This window comes from Pedobacter sp. AC379 (genome assembly GCF_979258145.1).
Window position 1 is genome coordinate 3,310,025 of sequence record NZ_OZ409839.1, and the last position, 19,661, is coordinate 3,329,685.

At 37.9% G+C, this 19,661-nt stretch carries 19 protein-coding genes and 1 tRNA gene; 11 read left to right on the forward strand and 9 right to left on the reverse strand.

Annotation, left to right across the window (positions count from 1 at the left end; translation table 11 throughout):
• Positions 1–280: 280 nt before the first annotated feature.
• The gene (locus ACZZZW_RS14620) at positions 281–2,269 is read left to right on the forward strand and encodes a DUF4832 domain-containing protein (protein WP_463494411.1); all 1,989 of its coding nucleotides are present in this window, start codon (positions 281–283) and stop codon (positions 2,267–2,269) included.
• A 539-nt stretch (positions 2,270–2,808) separates the two neighbouring features.
• Here ACZZZW_RS14620 and ACZZZW_RS14625 read toward each other — a convergent pair.
• Positions 2,809–3,141: a helix-turn-helix domain-containing protein gene (locus ACZZZW_RS14625; protein ID WP_463494413.1), complete on the reverse strand. Its 333-nt coding sequence runs from the start codon at positions 3,139–3,141 to the stop codon at positions 2,809–2,811.
• Between the two features lie 162 nt (positions 3,142–3,303).
• Here ACZZZW_RS14625 and ACZZZW_RS14630 point away from each other — a divergent pair, with 162 nt between their 5' ends.
• The 3 genes from ACZZZW_RS14630 (at position 3,304) to ACZZZW_RS14640 (ending at position 5,578) form a co-directional block, all read left to right on the forward strand.
• Positions 3,304–3,471, forward strand: coding sequence for a hypothetical protein (locus ACZZZW_RS14630; RefSeq protein ID WP_463494414.1), 168 nt, complete (start codon positions 3,304–3,306; stop codon positions 3,469–3,471).
• A 406-nt stretch (positions 3,472–3,877) separates the two neighbouring features.
• Complete coding sequence (locus ACZZZW_RS14635) at positions 3,878–4,168, forward strand: hypothetical protein (RefSeq protein WP_463494416.1); 291 nt, start codon at positions 3,878–3,880, stop codon at positions 4,166–4,168.
• Positions 4,169–4,447: 279 nt separating this feature from the next.
• Complete coding sequence (locus tag ACZZZW_RS14640; RefSeq protein ID WP_463494418.1) at positions 4,448–5,578, forward strand: DEAD/DEAH box helicase; 1,131 nt, start codon at positions 4,448–4,450, stop codon at positions 5,576–5,578.
• Positions 5,579–5,654: 76 nt separating this feature from the next.
• Here ACZZZW_RS14640 and ACZZZW_RS14645 read toward each other — a convergent pair whose 3' ends face one another.
• Positions 5,655–6,299 (reverse strand): sensor histidine kinase, encoded by a 645-nt coding sequence (locus ACZZZW_RS14645; protein ID WP_463494420.1) that lies wholly within the window; start codon positions 6,297–6,299, stop codon positions 5,655–5,657.
• Between the two features lie 918 nt (positions 6,300–7,217).
• Between ACZZZW_RS14645 and ACZZZW_RS14650 the strand changes: the two genes are divergently transcribed.
• On the forward strand, positions 7,218–7,433 hold the full coding sequence (locus ACZZZW_RS14650) for a hypothetical protein (protein ID WP_463494421.1): 216 nt from the start codon (positions 7,218–7,220) through the stop codon (positions 7,431–7,433).
• A gap of 612 nt (positions 7,434–8,045) precedes the next feature.
• On the forward strand, positions 8,046–9,320 hold the full coding sequence (gene ltrA / locus ACZZZW_RS14655) for a group II intron reverse transcriptase/maturase (protein ID WP_463494423.1): 1,275 nt from the start codon (positions 8,046–8,048) through the stop codon (positions 9,318–9,320).
• A gap of 78 nt (positions 9,321–9,398) precedes the next feature.
• Here the strand turns inward: ltrA and ACZZZW_RS14660 are convergent, their stop codons facing one another.
• The 3 genes from ACZZZW_RS14660 to ACZZZW_RS14670 form a co-directional block, all read right to left on the reverse strand.
• Entirely contained in the window at positions 9,399–9,581 is a 183-nt protein-coding gene (locus ACZZZW_RS14660) for a hypothetical protein (protein WP_463494425.1), read from the reverse strand.
• A 183-nt stretch (positions 9,582–9,764) separates the two neighbouring features.
• Positions 9,765–10,139, reverse strand: coding sequence for a MauE/DoxX family redox-associated membrane protein (locus ACZZZW_RS14665; protein ID WP_463494427.1), 375 nt, complete (start codon positions 10,137–10,139; stop codon positions 9,765–9,767).
• Between the two features lie 419 nt (positions 10,140–10,558).
• Positions 10,559–11,185 carry a Crp/Fnr family transcriptional regulator gene (locus tag ACZZZW_RS14670; RefSeq protein ID WP_055912200.1) on the reverse strand — a complete coding sequence of 209 codons (627 nt, stop codon included), beginning with the start codon at positions 11,183–11,185 and terminating at the stop codon, positions 10,559–10,561.
• A gap of 356 nt (positions 11,186–11,541) precedes the next feature.
• On the opposite strand from ACZZZW_RS14670, the gene ACZZZW_RS14675 reads away from it, so the two are divergent.
• The 3 genes from ACZZZW_RS14675 to ACZZZW_RS14685 all read left to right on the forward strand — a co-directional run bounded on the left by ACZZZW_RS14675 (position 11,542) and on the right by ACZZZW_RS14685 (position 13,676).
• A tRNA-Lys gene (locus tag ACZZZW_RS14675) sits at positions 11,542–11,614 on the forward strand.
• Between the two features lie 247 nt (positions 11,615–11,861).
• Positions 11,862–13,079 (forward strand): site-specific integrase, encoded by a 1,218-nt coding sequence (locus ACZZZW_RS14680; protein WP_463494429.1) that lies wholly within the window; start codon positions 11,862–11,864, stop codon positions 13,077–13,079.
• A gap of 48 nt (positions 13,080–13,127) precedes the next feature.
• Positions 13,128–13,676: an ORF6N domain-containing protein gene (locus ACZZZW_RS14685; protein ID WP_463494431.1), complete on the forward strand. Its 549-nt coding sequence runs from the start codon at positions 13,128–13,130 to the stop codon at positions 13,674–13,676.
• Between the two features lie 175 nt (positions 13,677–13,851).
• Here ACZZZW_RS14685 and ACZZZW_RS14690 read toward each other — a convergent pair whose 3' ends face one another.
• Genes ACZZZW_RS14690 through ACZZZW_RS14700 form a run of 3 tightly spaced genes read right to left on the reverse strand, consistent with a single transcriptional unit; the run spans position 13,852 to position 16,307 of the window.
• A complete protein-coding gene (locus ACZZZW_RS14690; protein ID WP_463494433.1) occupies positions 13,852–14,124 on the reverse strand; it encodes a hypothetical protein in 273 nt (90 codons plus the stop codon).
• A 10-nt stretch (positions 14,125–14,134) separates the two neighbouring features.
• Positions 14,135–15,427, reverse strand: a complete 1,293-nt coding sequence (locus ACZZZW_RS14695; protein WP_463494435.1) for a hypothetical protein — start codon at positions 15,425–15,427, stop codon at positions 14,135–14,137.
• A complete protein-coding gene (locus ACZZZW_RS14700; RefSeq protein ID WP_463494437.1) occupies positions 15,420–16,307 on the reverse strand; it encodes a HEPN domain-containing protein in 888 nt (295 codons plus the stop codon). Before ACZZZW_RS14700 ends, ACZZZW_RS14695 begins: the two co-directional genes overlap by 8 nt.
• A gap of 123 nt (positions 16,308–16,430) precedes the next feature.
• On the opposite strand from ACZZZW_RS14700, the gene ACZZZW_RS14705 reads away from it, so the two are divergent.
• Both ACZZZW_RS14705 and ACZZZW_RS14710 read left to right on the forward strand, forming a co-directional pair.
• Positions 16,431–16,793, forward strand: a complete 363-nt coding sequence (locus tag ACZZZW_RS14705) for a helix-turn-helix domain-containing protein (protein ID WP_463494439.1) — start codon at positions 16,431–16,433, stop codon at positions 16,791–16,793.
• Positions 16,794–17,035: 242 nt separating this feature from the next.
• Entirely contained in the window at positions 17,036–17,923 is an 888-nt protein-coding gene (locus ACZZZW_RS14710; RefSeq protein WP_463494441.1) for a DUF2268 domain-containing putative Zn-dependent protease, read from the forward strand.
• 439 nt (positions 17,924–18,362) lie between these two features.
• Here the strand turns inward: ACZZZW_RS14710 and ACZZZW_RS14715 are convergent, their stop codons facing one another.
• On the reverse strand, positions 18,363–19,637 hold the full coding sequence (locus tag ACZZZW_RS14715; protein WP_463494443.1) for a hypothetical protein: 1,275 nt from the start codon (positions 19,635–19,637) through the stop codon (positions 18,363–18,365).
• Positions 19,638–19,661 lie beyond the last annotated feature (24 nt).

A 19,661-nucleotide genomic window follows, 5' to 3' on the forward strand; every position in this document is an offset into this window, starting at 1 on the left:
AGTCCAGATTGGATGCATTAAAGATCTCCTTTGCCTTTCCTAACCAGTGTAACATCTTACACTGATCACCGATTTTTTAAGCCCCATTATTGTGATTCGAAATAGCGATCTGTCGACAATCGCGCTTCGATTTATAGGTCTCTTTACGTCAATCCCTTATTTAGGTAGCAACTGGTGCGCATGTAATTTTAGCGAAAGGCAAAAATTGTCCTAAGCTTTCAGAAGCTTGCTGTATTCAAACTTAAAGAATTTTTAATCCAATAATTTAATGTTTATTACCATGAAAAAACTAAATTTAGAAAAGACCGGAAAGGTCGCTTTGCTGGCAGTATTATGCTTACAAATGCTTTCGTGTACTAAAAACAAAGACGAAGATCTTTTAGAAACCTTTAGCAACGGAGCGCAAAAAATGGCTGTTGTTGGTGCCGCCAATAACGTACTGATCAGGCCTGTATATAATAGTACAGCTGTATTGCGCAATCCTTTAAATGGCTGGGTGATGTATGGGAAGCGCGATGCGCTGGATACCTACTGGGATAGTCAGTTTTATGTACCAGAATTGGGGAGAAACGTAAAGGCTATAGATTATGCGTCAGCCTGCTACATCCGTACAAGTTGGAGATCCCTTAATCCCAGCCCCGGCGTTTATGCCTGGAGAGACTTGAGTTCGCAGATCGGTAAATTAATTAATGGCGTTAAAACCAGGGGTTTGCCCATCGCGTTCCGGATTGTTGTAGACGGGCGTGATCAGGGAGAAAATACGCCTGCTTTTGTGTTCAGCGCAGGAGCTGGATATTGGTTGTCAAATCCCGCTGCGCCTACACAGAAAACCCCTTACCCTCAGGATCCGATATTCAGGCAGTATTATACTACCTTCATTGAAGAACTGGCAAAAGACTTCAATGATCCTGTTCGTACCTCTTTTATCGATGCCTATGGTTTGGGCAAATGGGGAGAAGCACACAATGTTGTGTATGCAGAACCGGGTACTTTAACTGCTGCGCAAACAGAAACGGCTAAAGAAGAGACTTTAGACTGGATAATGGCATTATACAACAGGACATTTACTAAAGTACCGCTGGTGATCAATTACCACAGGTTAATAGGCCACCCTACAAGTTGGGGGGCAGCAAACGCCAATAGTGACAGGTTACTGGTAAAAGCGATCAATCAAGGGTATAGCTTAAGGCATGACGCATTTGGAATGACCGATTACTACCAAAGCTGGGAGAAAAATTTTGCTGCAACCTGGAAACATAAACGTCCGATTATTATGGAGGGCGGATGGATTGTAAGTGGTACCCATCGTTACTGGATCGACTCAAGCGGACAATATCGCGAAGGGCACCCTGAGGATGTAAGGCTGGGCGAATTTAACAGGTCGGCCGAAGCTGCGGTAAACATGATGGATTTTAGGGTTGGAGAAACAACCTCCTGGTTTCAGACCAGCTTTCCGCTGGTACAACGTTTTAATGCCGAAGGAGGCTATCGGTTATATCCTGATGAGTTATCGTTACCAAACGCAATTGCCAATGGTGCCACGGCTACTTTAAGCCATCGCTGGAAAAACATGGGCTGGGGGTATTGCCCTAACAATATTCCTCAGTGGAACTATAAGTACAAAGTTGCCTTTGCTATTCTGGATACTGCCGGTGCGGTAAAAAAACTTTTTATTGATGAAAACGGTGATCCTTCTAAATGGCTTAAAGATAATCCCATGACTTACGATTTTACCACAACGGCAATCAATTTGCCTCCTGGTAATTACAAATGGGGGGTAGCCATCATCGATAAAACAAATTTGAATAAGCCGGGTATTGCACTTGCTGTAACCGGCACCTTTAAAAATGGATGGCTTGAACTCGGTAGCTTGGAGGTACAAGCTGAAGCGCCCATTGGTCAAACGTTAAAATTAAAAGGATCGAACAACCTATTTGTATCTGGCGAAAATGGGGAAGCACCCATGAAATGTAACCGTGCGAGTGCTTCTGACTGGGAAACCTTTACCATTATAGACGCAGGTGGAGGAAAAGTTGCTTTGCGAAGCATGAACAAATTTGTATCATCCGAAAATGGGGCTACAACCGGGATAACCTGCAACCGGACAACGATCAGCGATTGGGAAAAGTTTGATTGGGTGGTTAACGCCAATGGAAAAGTCTCATTTAAGGGGAATAACGGCAAGTATATTTCTTCTGAAGATGGACAGTCGGTAATGAAATGTAACAGGGCAACTATTAGCGGCTGGGAAGTATTTTCGATGGAGTAATAGTAATAAACAAACCAATTGTAATTGTGTACTCAGATAAAGTTCCTACCCCTATTGTCGTTAGGTATGGAAATTCAATGTAAAGGCTGGTTGCTGAGGATGAGTTCGTTCTTGCAGTGAGGGAAATTGAATTAAAGGAAAGCGATGGAAAATGGATAAAATATGATTATTGCGATATCTGGTGGCTCAAGGATGGCAAGATGGAGGAATTTACATAGTTTTGTTATTGCAAAAGGCTGAATTTCCCCTTTTTTTATTAAATTGCATTAATAAAAACAGAGTTTCAAGTTCTAGATTACAATGTTTGTAGTTAAATTTGGTGTGAAAAGCAGTAAGAAAATAGCTTACCCAAATCGTAACCATTATAAAATTGAGTGTTTTAAGTATTTGTATTACAGGTGGTTATAAGATTGTTTCGCTTCCCGCCATCCCGACAAAAAAAGGATTTAAATCCTATAAATCCCTTGAATTAATCATTCAAGGGGTTTCTTGTTTAAGGTGGAATTGCTAAGTTGATCCGATCAAGCCTTAAATTGGGATCAAAAAAACATCGAAAAATAAAAAGCATCATCAATTCCAAGCTTAAAAGCAATTTCCTTGATCCTTAATTTTGTAAATTGCAAATAACTACAAGCTTTTTGGATTTTGAGGTGATTGAAATATTCAATTGGCGGAAAGCCTGTCTTTCTTTTGAAGATAGCGGAGTAATGACTATTTGATAAATTTACAGATGAGGCTAGTTTAGAATGAGATAAAGTTTCGTTTAAATGCTCCTGCATAAAAAGAATTGATTTTTCGATCTCATCGCGGCTATCTTGTGGCGATTTAATTTTTAACCGCTCAGCATAAATAAATGTTGAAAGATACTGCATAAGCAAAAGATTTATGTATGTAAGGTTCTCTGCGCTATAACCCTGTTGCAGATAAGCATAAATCTGCTCAAAAAGATCAACACGTTCCTGAAGAAACTCAACACTGTTTGTCTATCTAATTTATTATTCATGAAAGTGTTGCGGAACTTAAGCCTTTGTCTGATGGCTAAGTTGTGGAAAGGATATAGAAGCTGCATTGCTGCAATCTCTTTCATTTTTATGGTATTTACTGCAGAAGCCTCAACCGAAACTGGCTGTAAATCATTTGAAGCAGACGGGTTCAATATCTTTTACTCAAATATTGGTGTTTTTAAAGGAGGTCCGCTTTAAAGCAGAACAGGTAACCAGTCTACTTTTAGAGATATTAAATGTTTACAGGCAACGGGTAGAGGCTGTTTCATAAAGCTCACAGATGTAAATAAAATGTAATAATGGATGTGATCATACGCCAGATGCCAATATGTATTATTATAAGCTAGGTACAGAATACAACTTTGATCCTCAGAATCCTAATGCTTTGTGCAGCTTAGATTTTTATGGAACACTTGCCGTGGTTTTAGCAGGTGAATTCGGCTTTTGCTTTATCAGAAAGAATTTTTAAATTGATTAAGCCGTGAACTCGCGAATCTGAGATACGCTAATGGGCTTATTATTATGTGTTTTTCCCATCGATACCCAATCTTATTGCTTTAGATATTATTCATCGGTTTTTCACTTTCTTAACCCCCAATCGCTTATGTTCAACACCAAAGATTTTAAAGAAATAATAGAATTTGGAATGGTTTTGATCATGTTGATCACCATTATCGGCCTTGTTGTCCGCGCAATAGTTAAAGACAAATCAATAGGAGCCAGAACTGTACAGTTTCTTTGCTGTGCATTTTTTCTCCCATGTATTATAATTTTATCTTTAGAATGTATGCTCAAAAGCGAAACTGTAGCAACGCTGCTAGGTGCTATGATTGGTTATGTATTATCAGGCATCAGTAAGTATGATGAAAAACCTAAAAGGGAACAAACACCCTAAATTATTAAGCTGAGCAATATTGATTGGCTTTTTAGGATTTGATTAAACGAATACAATCAAACCTAATTTTAATTTGTTTTTTTTAATGCACGTTGAATCATAAAGCAAATATCTGTGGATTTATTTTGGGATGAATAAATCTTGCAAAGGCTGCGTATGCAACCTTTGCATCTTTTAATTTAAACTATTAATAAAATTGTTGCTGGCATTAACATCAGTTCTACTTTGTGAGGTAATATTTAATGGCTATTTTTGTTTAATTTTGACGAAAACGAATTTATGTCATTCACGTCTCTGGGTTTGTCTCCAGATTTATTAAAAGTATTATCAGATCAGCATTTTACTTTAGCTACGCCGATCCAGCAAGCAGCTATACCAGCAATATTGAACAAAAAAGATGTTTTTGGAATTGCTAAAACAGGTTCTGGTAAAACCGTTAGCTATGTACTGCCACTTTTAATGAATCTTAAAGAGGCACCGAAGCTTAAAAACAGGCACGTTAATGCATTGGTGTTGGTACCTACACGCGAACTTGCCGAGCAAGTGAAAGATGTTTTCAAAATATTTAACAAAGGGCTCAATGTCCCTGTAAAGGCAGTTGCAGTATATGGAGGTGTTTCCATCAACCCTCAAATGACGGCTCTTCAGGGAACAAACATAGTTATTGCTACTCCTGGAAGATTATTGGAATTGGTGGCTTCCAACGCAGTATCTTTATCGGATATAGAAACGCTTGTTTTAGATGAAGCCGATAAAATGCTGAACCTGGGTTTTAAGGAAGAAGTAGATAAAATCATTTCACTTTTGCCGCAAAAACGCCAGAATATATTTTTTTCAGCCACCTTAAATGCAGATATTCAACTGATTCACCAGGTAATATTACACGATCCGCTGGTAATAAAAATCGAAGAGCAGGAAGATTCGATTGAGCAGATTCAGCAGGTTGCTTACATTGTGTCAAATGAAAATAAAGGGCCTTTTTTACGTAAATTGATCAGTAGTCGCGAAATGCAACAAGTGTTGATATTTACTTCCTCCGTTCATGCGGCTGATGCGGTGGTTAATAAACTCCGTAAAAATAATTTCGATGCAAAAGCGATCCATAGTAAAAAAAGTCAGGGAGCCCGAACTGAAGCTTTGTACCTTTTTAAATCGGGTAAACTTAAGATCTTGGTTGCCACTGATTTAATAGGAAGAGGGATTGATATCGATAGGCTTCCATTTGTGATTAATTATGAATTGCCACGATCGCCAAAAGATTATTTACACAGAATTGGTAGAACCGGACGAGCAGAGCAAATTGGAGAAGCCATCTCGCTGGTTAGTCCTGATGAATTAGATCATTTTGAAGTTATCCAGAAAAAGATGGGAAAAAAGGTAGATTTAATTTATAGTGAAAATGTGGTGTAAATAAACCAAAGTTTTAATGCGAAGGGTCTAAATTTTAGTGATCAGTTGATTTTATTTCAGTTAAAATATTTTCCATTTAGATATTGATCAAAACTTTAAAATACTGCCCGTTTACTTCAGTAATAATTTCGGCGTGTGTTCCATAGGCATGCAGTAACCGTTGCCTAATGTTTGCCAATCCCGTATGAAAACCCGTGTCATTTAATCCGGTGTTAATCAAATTGGATGATTCCATGGTCAATATATTCTGCTTTAGTTTCAACGAAATTCTCCCCGGATCGCTTGGTTGACTTAAGTTTCCATGTTTAATCATGTTTTCGGTAAGACTGAGCAGCAGCAAAGGAATGGTATGTATTTGTTCAATATCACTGTCGTAACTAAATTCGATAAAAATAGCAGGTTGCCTGATTCGGCTTAATTGCATAAGGTTTTCAACCTGCCTGATCTCTTTTTCCAATGGCATAATTTCAGGGCCATGCTCACATTCCATTGCATAGCGCATCAGTTTCGATAGATACCATACCGCTTCAGCTTCTCTGGGCTCTGTTTTATGGGTATTGTTAGATATATAGGTAAGCGTATTAAGGAGGAAATGCGGATTAATCTGCGCTTTTAGATAAGCATTTTTTGCATTGGCTAATTTAATATCCGTCTTTTTTTGTTTTAATTTTTTTTCTATAGCTTCCCTTTCCAATTTAGCTGTTCGTTGCTTTTTAGCCATATAACGCTTTTAGAAATAATACGCCGTTGCAAATAACATGAAATAAATTCCCCTCCAAAGTGTAGAAGATATAAATCTCCAATTAATCATTGCGCTTTTCGAAATTGCGTTTTAAAGGAATTCGGATTCTTATCTCATCCGCCAGGTGGGCGATAAACGTATAGCTGATCAGCTATAAAATAATAATGACAATGAGTTTTAAATATGCAGGTTTTTTACGTTCCAGGTTCCTAGCCAATAAAAGATCTGAATGAATATAAAATAAGCAGATATTAATTGCATAATGGATTATGTTTGTTAGTATCGGACTGCATACCTGAAGAATCAAAACAACAAAAAGGTATTCATATAAGATAAAAATAGTCCAGGCGATGATGTGCCAACGATAGGTAAGTAACCAGTTATTCATTTTTATTAAGGTAAAATAGGGTTTGGCAACGGTAGAATGCTGCATTACATAAGTTGATGTTATTAAGCATTTTGGAAAGCTAATTTTCTTCCATGAAAAGAATTAGCAATATAAAAACAGGAAGGAAAACGGTATCTATTTTTCGTTCACAACGTAATGATATCATGAATACAGGCGATCCAACATCGACAACAATAACGGCGGTAACTACGGTAACCACACATTTGTTTCTAAATGAAGATAGGTTTGACGCTAAATCTGTCGGGAATAATTAATTCCACTGTTCCTAAATTATTCTGCTAACAGTAGGTTTAAAAGGATTATATTTACTGGAGCCGCTTGGATACCAGGATGCCACGACTTACATATTCCATGAATGCAGTTTTGTATTGTGGAGTCATCAGCACTTCATATTTGCCCAACGATATTTTATGCCCGCTGATCTCATTTACAAAATCAGTATTAATAATATATGATTTATCGAAAGAACAGGAAATGATCGAAATGCGGTGCTGGAACAGATCCTGCTTGAAAGAAGGAAAGAATTGCTTTTGCGTGGGCTAAGGTGGATAGATGTTAAAAGGCTAAATAAAGAGGGTGCAGGCATTTCATTTACAAGGACTTCAAAAGGTATAGTTTACAATCTCCTGGCCAACAGTACAGGTTTTACGCTTCCCATCCCTGAGCGGGTAGTTGAGTTGGCCAATCTACCACAAAATCCATAATTCAATGGTGCAGATTTATTCTGCACCATTGTTTTTCGTGCGCCGGGCATGGCAATCGACTATAGGGTTCAAGTCCCGAACACGCTTAGCAGTAGGAAGTGTTAGCTCGAGACAAGGGTGTCGTGGGTGACTGCGAATCTGAAGGAAGTCCGCGGCAAATATGGGGGCTTACGAACAGAAACTGTATACGAGGCGGATTTAGTCCGGGTGATGTTGCGAAACAAACAGAAGCCCAATACTGCACGGGGACTATTACGCAGATACAGAGGCCACATCCATAGGAAGTAGATTGTCTTACCCCGGGAGATCTGAATGAGTTCTGTCAATTGTAAGCGCGATTACAGGAGAAGAAACATTTGGCAGAGATGTTAAATGCCTCAATCAGAAGTCAGCAGCGGTCGTAGTACTGCATTTTTCGGATGCAGAAAGGACCAAATGTTAGGATGGCAAAGGAAACAGGAAGTTTATGGCAGAGCGTTTACAGCGGAACCACATTAGAGAACTGCTTATATGAGGGTAGGACGGAATCCGAGAGTAAATTATAAGAGGAGCTGAGCCGAGCCGTGCAACCAATGTACACAATGCCTGGGAAGGAGTTTTTTTTTTAGTATTATGCTTGAAGAAATATTAGACATCCGAAATGTACAAAGAGCCTTTAGGCAGGTTACTGCCAATAAGGGTGCTGGTGGTATTGATGGTATGCAGACCGATGAACTTCGCGACTACCTGAATGCTAACTGGCAGGCATTACGGAGTGATATTTTATCAGGCCATTACCGACCGAACGCTGTAAGAAAGGTAGAGATTCCCAAAGGCAGTGGTGGTAAGAGGATGCTTGGCATCCCAACGGTCATTGACCGGTTGATCCAGCAGGCCATCTCTCAATGGCTGAGCCCCAAGTACGAGGGCGACTTTTCCTCTGATAGTTATGGTTTCCGGCCAGATCGCAATGCCCATCAGGCAGTGTTAAAGGCTCAGGAATATCTTAACACAGGTTACACCTGGATTGTGGAACTTGACCTGGACAAATTTTTTGACCGGGTAAACCATGATAAACTTATGCATCTGCTGTCAGTAAAGATAAAGGATAAGCGGACATTGAAGCTTATTCGTCTTTATTTGAGTGTGGGGATCATGGAGAATGGATTGGTCAGCCCAAGAAAAGAAGGAACGCCACAAGGCAGTCCATTAAGTCCGTTACTATCAAATGTTATCCTTCACGAACTCGATGTTAAGCTCGAAGAGCGTGGGCACAGGTTCGTGCGATATGCTGATGATTGCAGTATCTATCTAAGAAGCAGGAAATCAGGACACCGGGTAATGAGAAGTATTTCAGTATATCTGGAAGACTGCCTGAAACTGAAGGTTAACAGGGAGAAAAGTAAGGTTAGCAGGCCAAGCCAAAGTAGTCTGCTCGGGTTTTCATTCTATGGTAGCAAAGAGGGATGGAAGATGCGAATTTCATCCAAATCTCTAAGAGCGATCAAGGAGAAAATCCGGGAGCAAACTAAACGTAGCCAACCAGTTCCATTCCAAGAAAGAATATTAACGCTTAAGGAAATCATTCATGGTTGGGTTAATTATTTCTCTATTGCAGAAGCAAAGAGTCATATGACCAGACTGGACGAGTTGATGAGGACCAGACTGCGGATTGTTCTTTGGAAGCAATGGAAGAGTATAACGGGTAGAGCGCGGAATTTAATGAAGATGGGGTTGGTAAAATCAAGGGCCTATCAATTGGCCAATACCCGTAAGGGGTACTGTAGGACTGCAAACAGCCCGATATTACTTACAACCCTTGACAAGAAGTTCTTTTTGAGGCATGGACATGATGGATTTACCAATTATTACTATTGGAAAACGACACACCAAACGAAGTTATTCTAACAAACCGCCGTATACCGAACGGTACGTACGGTGGTGTGAGGAGACAGCAGGGAAACTAATTCCCTGCTTCTTACTCGATTATTGTTCTCTTGAAGAGATTAATTCTGGAGAATCCATAACGGCCTGATTGTCTTTGCCTGAAAGGTATGTTGTTTTGTAATGGTAATAAGAAAGTGTTTTTGCAGTAAAAGCACTTTGTGTTGCGATAAGACCGAACCCTCCTAAAAGGGCTGCGAAGCCTAAATTAATTTTTTTTGACATATTTTAAGTTTAATTTTTTGCCTGATAGTTGGGCCTCAGGCAACTGGCCCATCTTGTTTTTACTTTTGGCCTTTCAAACGATGTGGTTCTTTGTTTGTGAGCTGGCCATTCTCCTTTTATCTACTCACTCTTTGTCACATACCTCCCGCTTTGGTTTATTAAATAAGGCTAGTATAGCTGCCGCTAAAAGATAAGGTTCAAAACCAGGTGTGCTTTCCACCCAAGGGTTCCGATCACTCCACCACAACTACAAGGTATTTTCGGGAAGTAATTAACCAGGATCATTGCGATATAAACGGTAAAACTGAAGATCAGCAATAAGGAAAAGATTAAGCCCAGCTTATTGGTTTTGCTAAATAACAAGAGCAATGCTGTGAATAATTCTGCGGCTGGAATAAGGATAATTAACAGGTGAGAAAAGAACAGACTAAAAACCTGGTGCTCCATTTCGAGTTTATAGGTGGCAAAATTAACGAGTTTACTTCCGGCGGTGTAAACCCACAATAGGATGAAGGCTGCAGATATGAGCTGTGTGCTACAAAGTGTATCTTTTTCCATTCTCATCATTTTCGCTCTCTTGATCCAAAAATTTACCTTTTACATATTTATATTGTTTAAATAACCGTAGTCATGTTTATTTAGCATTAATTAAAAAGAGATGATAGCCTTAGGTAATGGTTTTACAGTCTCTTTTGTATTATTGACTGATGCAACCTGTAATTTTTTTTCTATTGTGCGTTGTATGTACAGGGTAAAGCAGTGATATGGCGAGGTAAAACATTGTTTAATCGTCTTTTTTAGGTAATGAGATTTACCTGCTTGCTTTGTTTATAGGCGCTTTGGTGGGGCACCAACATATTGCAGTGCGCCGTTTTGCTATTTATACCCTGTTACAGGAACTAAATTTTCACATTCAGAACTGAATGAAGAGATTGCCCTGTTGGAATTAATACAGGTTGATTTACAGCATTGAGCTGTTATTTTTCTAATGATGCAAGTTTCCTAATCCTGCTGAGCGTTTCAAGGCGCATGCCAATAAATGATGCAATGTATTTGAGCGGAACCCGGTTAATTAGGTATGGATAAGAAACGAGGAAACGTTTGTAGCGTTTTAATGCCGACGGGAGCCTGCTAATGTATGCACGCTCAGTTGCCCCCTGAAAATAGATCTCCGTCATTTTACGACCAACATAATTGGCGATCGGGAAATTTTCATAAAGTAGTTTCGACATTTCATGCGGAATCGCAATCGCAAATACAGGGTCGATGGTTTCAATGTATTCATCAGAAACCTCACTTTCCCATAAATTGCGGATGGTGCCGGCCAATTCATTTTCGGCAGCAATCCAGGTAGTTATTTTTTTATTTCCCATTTTTAGGTAACCATGTACAGCACCTTCTAAAATGAGGTAAATGTAACGGTTGCGTTTTAAGGGCGATGCAATGTGTTTATTTTTTGCGAAATGGATAGGGAAGGTCCATTCGTTAATCACGTTTTCAATTTCGGGGTTAAGCGGATGGTAAGATTTAAAGACAGCAATAAGAGGAGAGAAGCCACCAAAGGCTTTCCACTTCTCTTCACCGTAGATATTTTCAATATTCATTAGGGAAAAGCGAATGTATATGTAAAAATCAAAATAAAACTGAAAAATAAAAAATTAATGCAGGTTTTACAACTATTAAGAATGTAAATCCTTTTACCAATGCCGTAGGCAATCATTTGGTTTAAGCATATTATAATAATTTGGGTTGCATAATTACAGTTTACTATAGTATGAGGTGAATAGGGACAAAAATAACTGATTATAATGTAATTTATTTTCTCCGATTAACAACGTGATCCATAAATATTTAACTGTGTAATTTTTATTTATTGTTAAGCTTCTGTTAAATTTATTTACTTTAACTTTTGTGTGAATCAATTTATTTTCTATCTTTGCAGCCCCGAAAGGGACATAATGATTCCGTAGCTCAGCTGGTAGAGCATTACACTTTTAATGTAGTGGTCCTGGGTTCGAATCCCAGCGGGATCACAGAAAATAGTATCAAAAATACGTAAAAGCTTGCAAATCAAATGATTGCAAGCTTTTTTGTTTTAGTGAAAAATCTAAAATACTCACCGATTCTCATATTAAAAGTGTGTAATTCGGTGAGTAATTTAGGTACTAAAAGAACTCACCGAATTATTTATAATCACTTGTTTAACAAGTCGTTCGGCCATCGAACATCTTGATGTTTTCAGACTGCAGGGCTAATTTTGTTAACCTTAATTCAGTTTATATGAAAACTAATTTTAGCCTGCTTTTTTATCTTAAAAAGCAGAAAAACTATCGTGGCGGCCATGTGCCAGTTTATTTACGAATAACTGTTGGCGGAAAAAGGGCAGAAATGACCAGCGGGCTTGAGTGCGATCCTGAAAAGTGGAATACCAAATCAGGCAGACAGGATGGAAAAAAGGAAGATGTCAGAAGCTTTAATGCTCATCTGGACAATCTCCAGTCAATGATCAACCAGGTTTACAGGGATCTTTTTGATGCCGGCGAAGTTATTTCAGCCGAAGGCATTAAGTGCAGATTTATCGGGCGGGAAGTCCGGACGCATACCTTGATGGAAGGCATCAAAGTTCATAACGAAAAAATGGAGGCTTTGGTAGGAAAGGAATATGCCATTGGTACCTTGAAGCGCTTTCAAGTTTTGGAAAGGCATCTTGTCGCTTTCATGAATGAAAAATACAAGATAACAGACATCAACATCAAAAATATTAACCATGCGTTTATACGCGATTTTGATTTTTTCCTGAGGTCAGTAAACGGTTGTGCCAACAATACCACAGTAAGGTATCTGAAAAGCCTTGGTAAAATTCTTCGCATTTCATTGAGCTTAAAATGGATTGACAGCGATCCAATGTTTGGATACAAACTAAAGAGTAAAAATGTAGAGCGTTCATTTCTTACAGAGGATGAATTAACTAAAATTTCAGAAAAGCAGTTCTTAACCGAGCGGCTAAGTCAGGTACGGGATGTTTTTATTTTCTGCTGTTTTACCGGACTTGCGTATTCCGACATAGAAAAACTGAGCCTATCGAATATTAAAACAGGTGTAGATGGCAAAAAATGGGTTTTCACAAACAGAACCAAAACAGGAACCCGATCTGCTATTCCCCTATTACCACCGGCAATCGCAATATTGGAAAGATATAGCGACCATCCATATTGCATCACAAAAGACAGGGCATTACCAGTTTCGAGCAATCAAAAGCTAAACGAATACCTCAAGGAAATTGCCGCAGTTTGTGAAATTGACAAACCTTTAAGCTCGCACATTGCCAGACATACCTTTGCAACAACCATAACCCTACTCAATGGCGTTCCCATGGAAAGCGTATCCAAAATGCTGGGGCATACCAATATCAGGACTACCCAGATTTATGCAAAGGTTCTTGATATAAAGGTAGGCGCAGATATGGCGATCCTGCAAAACCGATTCTCTATAAATTAATAAACTCATTATGCCAGCACGTTTTGGTGCTGGCAAATTCGAAAAATTATGAATAAGACCATAACAAATATTCTGATTCAGGAACAGGTTGTTCTGGAAAAGATATATCATATCCGGGATCAAAAAGTAATGCTAGATCTTGACCTTGCTGTACTCTACGAAGTTGAGACTCGTGCACTCAAACAAGCAGTCAAACGCAACATTCAGCGTTTTCCAGACGATTTCATGTTCCAGTTGACAAAAGAGGAATGGCAGCAGGTTATCACAATTTGTGATAACCTCCCCAAGTCGGCAAAATTCAGTCCGGCGACCCCTTTCGTATTCACTGAACAGGGTGTAGCCATGTTATCCAGTATCCTTAATAGTGAACGTGCCATTAATGTCAACATTCAAGTCATCCGGATATTTGCCAGATTTAGGAATATGGTAGCTGATAATACCCAAATTCGTCTGGAGATAGAAAAGATAAAAAACAAGCTGGAAAACCAAGATAAGAACATGGAAATTGTTTTTCAATACCTTGATGAGCTATTATCGCTTAAGGAAAAGCCAATTCCCAAACGAAATAGGATCGGGTTCAGACCGGATGAACTGTAGTACATAGAGGCGGAATTGCATTTCCGTATATACCATAGTGAAAACCCCGGGGTGGTGAAGTGGGTTTTCACAGGCCGAAAATGCGGGAGGGCCGGCTCATGCAATAACGGATTAAAAAAAACTTAATGATAACAGAAAGCAACTCCACCTAATGCTCTTGCTTTCTGTTATTTATTCATCTATTTTGTTTCTGCCTTGTTACTATAAAAGAAAAGTTCATGAAGCTGATCATCTGGTTACAAAAGAAAAGCATGTTAGTCATTTCTTCACCTTCCGGAGATTCAGCTTCTAAATGAACCCAACCCTTGTAAAGTTCCCATAAATTTGCCCTTGCCTCATGCAATGGGAAGTTGACGAAAAAGTATTCCATTTCAGAATCCGCATTTTCAATTTCTTCATCAGAAAGCCCTGAAGGTTGATAATCGAGTCGTTTTTTAATTTCTTCCATGTCGCTATTTCTATTTGATTTCAAGCTCATACTGTTTTTTGATTTCATCTACATACGGTTCGAAACGCTCCTTATAATAACCCTTAGGGATTTGAATCTTAAAATTTTTACGACTAAAAAACAGAACTACCCTAGAATCCGTTTCGCATTCCAGTAGATACCAAACAGTGAGGTTTGAAGACGAACAGATGAAAAACATAGCAATCCTATCTTCGCAAAAAAGAAAAATCTTTCCTTTTACTTTGAACCTCAATTTAAGCTCGTAATAATCACCCTTATCACTAAGTAAAAAATTTAAACTCGGTACATCACCTGAGAATCTGGCAACCTGCATATCCTTTTTCATAGGTTTCTTCTGAATATTTCTCAGCCCATAGGTAAACAGGTAATGTGTAAACGGCTCCCTGGATAGCATTGGGAGTGCTTTAGTGAATAGTTCGAAAATCTTCCTCTTATTGCTGAAATTGAGATCGTCTATTTCGTCAGAACGTTCATTATTGTCTCCATATTCCCTAAACTGAATCCTTGCCATTTTCTTCATTTCGTAGCAGATGCTGTTCAGCTCAGTTTGATTTGCGGACAGTTCAGATTGTTCAAAACTATCGTCTTCTTCGAAAAGAAAACCAGTGAAAGATTTTACTGTGTTATTATCCGCATTTAGGGAAAATTTGTACGGTATCAAAAATGGATAATGGTTGGAATGAAACCTGACAGGATCGGTATTTGCAAGGCAATAACCAATAAGGTACTCATTGTTTAAAGTTGCGAAACCATCAGTCACATGTTGTCTCTCCAATACCTTGCGTTCGGATATGTCCAGGAAATAATCATCCGGCCTGAAAAAACCCTTAAATTCTTTTTTTAACCTGATGTCCACTCCATATCTATCACAGATTACTTGAAGATATTTGGATTTTCCGGTTGCTTCATTGAAGCATTCCGGCCAATAATATTCCTCAAAGTCATGAAATTCATTCCATAACATCGCCCTCAAAGTACGGTAGACATATCTTCCTAGATAATTTTCATCCGTATCAATATTGCAGCTTACCAATAAATGATCATACTCGACCTTCAGGTAAACTTTTACAGGCGGCTCATTTTCAAGCTTAACCCTCATTGTCAAGACGCCTTTCTTAAATGAAAGTGGCTTTCTCTCAACCATATAATATTGTCGGTTCCCAGCTCGAAGTTCTGTGTGTGACTCCAAAACATTTAACCTCAATATACGGGTACTCTTATCAAACGGAAGTTTATAGAACTGGGATTTAGGTTTTCCAGCAAGTATCATTTCATCACCCATTTTCAGTTTCTCCTTTCGATGCTTCCGCCTCTTCACATTCGGCAGTTAGAAGATCGATCTTTTTATCACAAAGATCTTTGGCGAGAATTAAAAAATTATGAACCAGGCTATATAGTTTATCAGCATCGCCCATCTCGACATTGAAATTGTCCTTATACCTGGCATGGCTATAACTGTTCATGAGCTTCTCAAAAAGCCTTCTGTTTTCTGGTATTCCAAGTAAAAGCTCTCTAGGCCTTTCCGAGAAACATGCGCAGATGTCCAGTAGTCTTCCCAAATGATGAATATCCGACCTGTAAGCCATGAAAACCCTGATCATTGCGATGCAGGATTGCTCAACAACCTGGTGAAGCATAAATACGCACACATTATATTTTTCATTACTGTAGCATTCCCCTGCTCCGTCCAAAAATCCCTGCGCCATTGGAATCCTATGGTATAGGTGCTTACGGGCTTTTTCAAGAGATATCTTTTTATCAAGAATATATTCAGGAAACAGGTTCAGCGTACCATCATGACTGTATAGCTGAACGCCGGTATTAAACACTGTTATAAAAAATCTATTGTTACCTGCAATAGCTGTATCGACGCTCTCTTTACTATGAACCAGAATCGTGATCTTGCCATGGTTGAAATGCGTATTTACATAATCTTGAACGCCATGCTCGATTCTTGTGGTGCCCTCTATTACCATTAATAAGTAATAGTGAAAATTGCTGCTCGTCTGTTGTGGTGAAAAGGAAGTGCAAGAATTCTTTATAGAATTTATTTCACCGAACTTAAGAATATGCAAGGGCGTGAACCGCTCTGCAAGCTCTTTAACAAAATTGGAGAACGGCTCTTGCCGGCCCTCTACTGGCTTTAATGATTTCTTTTTCATATCTTCATCGTTATTATGAAGACCAATTTCGATTGGAAAAGGCGCGTACCGAACCAACAATGGTTGTTAAATACAAGCACAAGGTTGTTTTTAACTGTCGGAATTTTTTAAATATATTTGGACATGGAAACCTCAGAAAAAACGAACAGAATGCATCTTGGTAGAAAAATAAGCCGTATCCGTGAACTGCGTGGAATGAAACAGGAAGCACTTGCGGCTGAACTTGGGATAAGCCAACAGGCAATTAGTAAACTGGAACAAAGTGAGGAAATTGAAGAATCTACTCTTGATAAAGTGGCAAAGGCCTTAGGTGTAACTGCTGAAGGCGTTAAGCATTTTACAGAAGAGACAATTTTTAACAACATCAACAATTTTCATGACAATTCAATTCAGAATAATTTCAATCCGATCGAAAAAATAGTTGAATTGTATGAACGTTTGTTGGCAAGCGAAAAAGAAAAAAATGAGCTTCTGAGAAAGTTGTAATTGAACGCATTCCCCTTCTTATTAACGACTCAATATTGAGCTCTCACTTCGTTGGCTACATTATAAATGAAGTCCGATAATGGATATTGAATTTCTTAGACGACATTCCGCTACTAATACTCCCGTTATTAAAAAACAACTGTTTAATGATAATCGGGCTTTGTATCGATATCAGTATGTTTTTTGATCTATTGCAACCTATTTATGTTTATATCGTCTTAGATTAGATTTAATTACTTAATATGAAAAATGCTTTATTAACATTTTTGACCATTATCATTCTTGTCGATTTTTCCTATGCACAATCTGTTTCTGATCCGTTGAGGGCATTATTTGTAACGAGGGATATAAATAACTTTTGGAAAGCGTTTGATAAGCTAAATACAGAGCAGCAGACCAACCCTTTTGAAAATATTTATCTAAAACCAGGCTCCGCTGGTGTGCAAGCATTTACGAAAGGCAGAATAGAAAATGCAACTTCTCTCCTTAACACAGTTCGAGAGAGGAAAAATGAGTATGAAAAAGCTAGGCTTAATAGCCTAAGAATCTTGGACAATGAGAAGCAATGCCGGGCGGCATTCATGGCGTTAAAATATCTTTATCCTAAAGCAGTCTACCCTAATGTTTATTTTGTGATTGGTAGGTTTAATTCTGGAGGGCACTCCAGTCCAAAAGGCTTGATCATAGGAGCCGAAATGATTAAATCAGAAACAGTTCCCTATATGGTTGCTCATGAACTTATCCACTATCAGCAAGATAGTATTCCGAAGAAAAGCCTTGATCTACTTGCTGCTTGTATTAATGAAGGTAGTGCTGATTTCATAGGAGAACTTATTTCTGGCGGAGGCCCAAATAAACAGACACATAGTTATGGCAATGCTAATGAAGCTAAATTATGGTTGGAGTTCAAGAAAATCATGGACGATCGGGAGGATAGCCATGATTGGATGTATAATTACAAACCAAAAAATGGATATCCCCCTGATCTAGGTTATTGGATTGGATATAAAATTACAGAAGCCTATTATAATAAGGCATCCGATAAGAAAAAAGCTATATCAGATATCCTTCACATAAGAGACTTTAGAAAGTTCCTAAACGCAAGTGGATATGCGTCAAAGTTTAAATAGGATGCACTATCAAAATCCCTTCATTTTTTGAAATGCTTTTGATTGACTATGCAAATCTCCACATTAATTTTTAACCCAATAATGGCCATTCTTCATTATCAAAAACTCATCATCAAAAACTTAAAAGTGAGTTTAATTAATGAAATGGGTTTATGATAATTAAAAAAAGGTCAACTAGGTTTTTATGTGGTTGGGTTCTCTTTTTGTATTCTCCAATTTAAATTATTATTAGACGAGGGAATAATGATAGTCCTTGGAGACGAAAAAAATTGGTTCTTTTGGCGAAGTGTGTGCTTAAAAATTTGCTAAGTATAACAGTTTGAAAATTTGTGCAGAAATGGCATTGCTTGCAGAAATATTATCGCACCGCACAAAATTAAGTAAATAACTAATGAATTAACTTTAAACAACTGTCAGCCATTTTTTAGCAAATTTGTTGTTATAGGCTGGGTTTTATTAACTCTTCCATTTTTGTATATGTTGTCCAGTTATTCTCACTTGTTACCACTAGTCCATCATATCCCAACTCTTTCAAAAGAATCACTTGTAGCGCTAGTTTGTGATTGTAAATTAAATCTAGTATAAAGTTGGTCGTATATTTTTTTTCATAAAAACCTGAATGAGCAATGTTATCTCGAACTTTTACTAAAGATTTAAAGTCTAGTTTAAGTTTGTCTGTGTTTAAAAGATACTGATTTGAGAAATTGCTCAAATAGTTGATTAGTCTTTCCCATTCCAAAGACCCTGAAATTCTAGTTTTAATAAACTCTTTATCAATGTTTGTAGGTAAATTGCTTCCTTCTACAGTTTCCAATAATAATTTCTTTAGTGGCTCTAGTTCTGGGTTTGACTTTTTCTTGTTTTTTGACCAACTTCCAGCTAATCCTTCCCAAGCAATGCAAATTCTTAAAATTCTGTCCTCTAAAAATCCTCTGCTGGAAGAGTTAATCCCAGTAACAGTTGAATAAAAAATCGTCTTTTTTTCGTCGTTCCAATTTTCATAAATCTGCAATGTCTTCTTTAAGAAAACATCTAAGTCAAAATTTGGGATAGATGCTCCTGCTCCAAAGTTATGGTCAACCATTCTTCTCCAATCTTCTTGGAATAGTTCATCTTCTTGATAATATAATTGTCTGTTAAAAACTATATCATTTCCCAATGCAAGAGAAAGTAAAGAAGTTATATTTTTCGCTTTTGAAAGGAATGTGTCTTTCGAAGAGTTCGGCTTAACCAATTTTAAACAAAGTCCTTCTAATTGTACATTCCAATTTTTACTTTTTTGCTGAATCTTTTCAATTTTTTCTTTGTCCTCTAATATACTAATTTCCCAATTTTCAATTTTTGTATTAAATTTCCCTTCATAAAGTCCGACGAGTGGAAATTGAGCAGATCTGAAACTACTTACTTTGGATTTATTAATAGAAAAATCTTTAAAAGAGTTTAGTGTCAACCTGTTGCCAGATAAGTGTGTGAAAATTAAACTTTCCGCGTAAATGTTTAAATTTTCGTCGGTCAAACCTTCCAATGTCCAATATCCGTTGCTTTTTATAAAAGAAAGGGAATTGCTTTGATTAACTTCAATTTCAGTTGTAATGATAGTATTTTGAGGGAAATGAATTGCTTCAAAATCTGCCTCGAACTTTAATTCTTTACAAGAAAAGATTCCAACTCCTCTTAAAGTTCTAATTTTCGGATATAAACTTGAATCATTCATCTTTCTAAACCTTACCTATAACTT

Coding starts and splice junctions, on each gene's coding strand:
- ACZZZW_RS14620 (WP_463494411.1), top strand. CDS start 281: ATGAAAAAACTAAATTTAGAAAAGACCGGAAAGGTCGCTTTGCTGGCA.
- ACZZZW_RS14625 (WP_463494413.1), bottom strand. CDS start 3,141: ATGCAGTATCTTTCAACATTTATTTATGCTGAGCGGTTAAAAATTAAA.
- ACZZZW_RS14630 (WP_463494414.1), top strand. CDS start 3,304: ATGGCTAAGTTGTGGAAAGGATATAGAAGCTGCATTGCTGCAATCTCT.
- ACZZZW_RS14635 (WP_463494416.1), top strand. CDS start 3,878: ATGTTCAACACCAAAGATTTTAAAGAAATAATAGAATTTGGAATGGTT.
- ACZZZW_RS14640 (WP_463494418.1), top strand. CDS start 4,448: ATGTCATTCACGTCTCTGGGTTTGTCTCCAGATTTATTAAAAGTATTA.
- ACZZZW_RS14645 (WP_463494420.1), bottom strand. CDS start 6,299: ATGGCTAAAAAGCAACGAACAGCTAAATTGGAAAGGGAAGCTATAGAA.
- ltrA (WP_463494423.1), top strand. CDS start 8,046: ATGCTTGAAGAAATATTAGACATCCGAAATGTACAAAGAGCCTTTAGG.
- ACZZZW_RS14660 (WP_463494425.1), bottom strand. CDS start 9,581: ATGTCAAAAAAAATTAATTTAGGCTTCGCAGCCCTTTTAGGAGGGTTC.
- ACZZZW_RS14665 (WP_463494427.1), bottom strand. CDS start 10,139: ATGGAAAAAGATACACTTTGTAGCACACAGCTCATATCTGCAGCCTTC.
- ACZZZW_RS14670 (WP_055912200.1), bottom strand. CDS start 11,185: ATGAATATTGAAAATATCTACGGTGAAGAGAAGTGGAAAGCCTTTGGT.
- ACZZZW_RS14680 (WP_463494429.1), top strand. CDS start 11,862: ATGAAAACTAATTTTAGCCTGCTTTTTTATCTTAAAAAGCAGAAAAAC.
- ACZZZW_RS14685 (WP_463494431.1), top strand. CDS start 13,128: ATGAATAAGACCATAACAAATATTCTGATTCAGGAACAGGTTGTTCTG.
- ACZZZW_RS14690 (WP_463494433.1), bottom strand. CDS start 14,124: ATGGAAGAAATTAAAAAACGACTCGATTATCAACCTTCAGGGCTTTCT.
- ACZZZW_RS14695 (WP_463494435.1), bottom strand. CDS start 15,427: ATGGGTGATGAAATGATACTTGCTGGAAAACCTAAATCCCAGTTCTAT.
- ACZZZW_RS14700 (WP_463494437.1), bottom strand. CDS start 16,307: ATGAAAAAGAAATCATTAAAGCCAGTAGAGGGCCGGCAAGAGCCGTTC.
- ACZZZW_RS14705 (WP_463494439.1), top strand. CDS start 16,431: ATGGAAACCTCAGAAAAAACGAACAGAATGCATCTTGGTAGAAAAATA.
- ACZZZW_RS14710 (WP_463494441.1), top strand. CDS start 17,036: ATGAAAAATGCTTTATTAACATTTTTGACCATTATCATTCTTGTCGAT.
- ACZZZW_RS14715 (WP_463494443.1), bottom strand. CDS start 19,637: ATGAATGATTCAAGTTTATATCCGAAAATTAGAACTTTAAGAGGAGTT.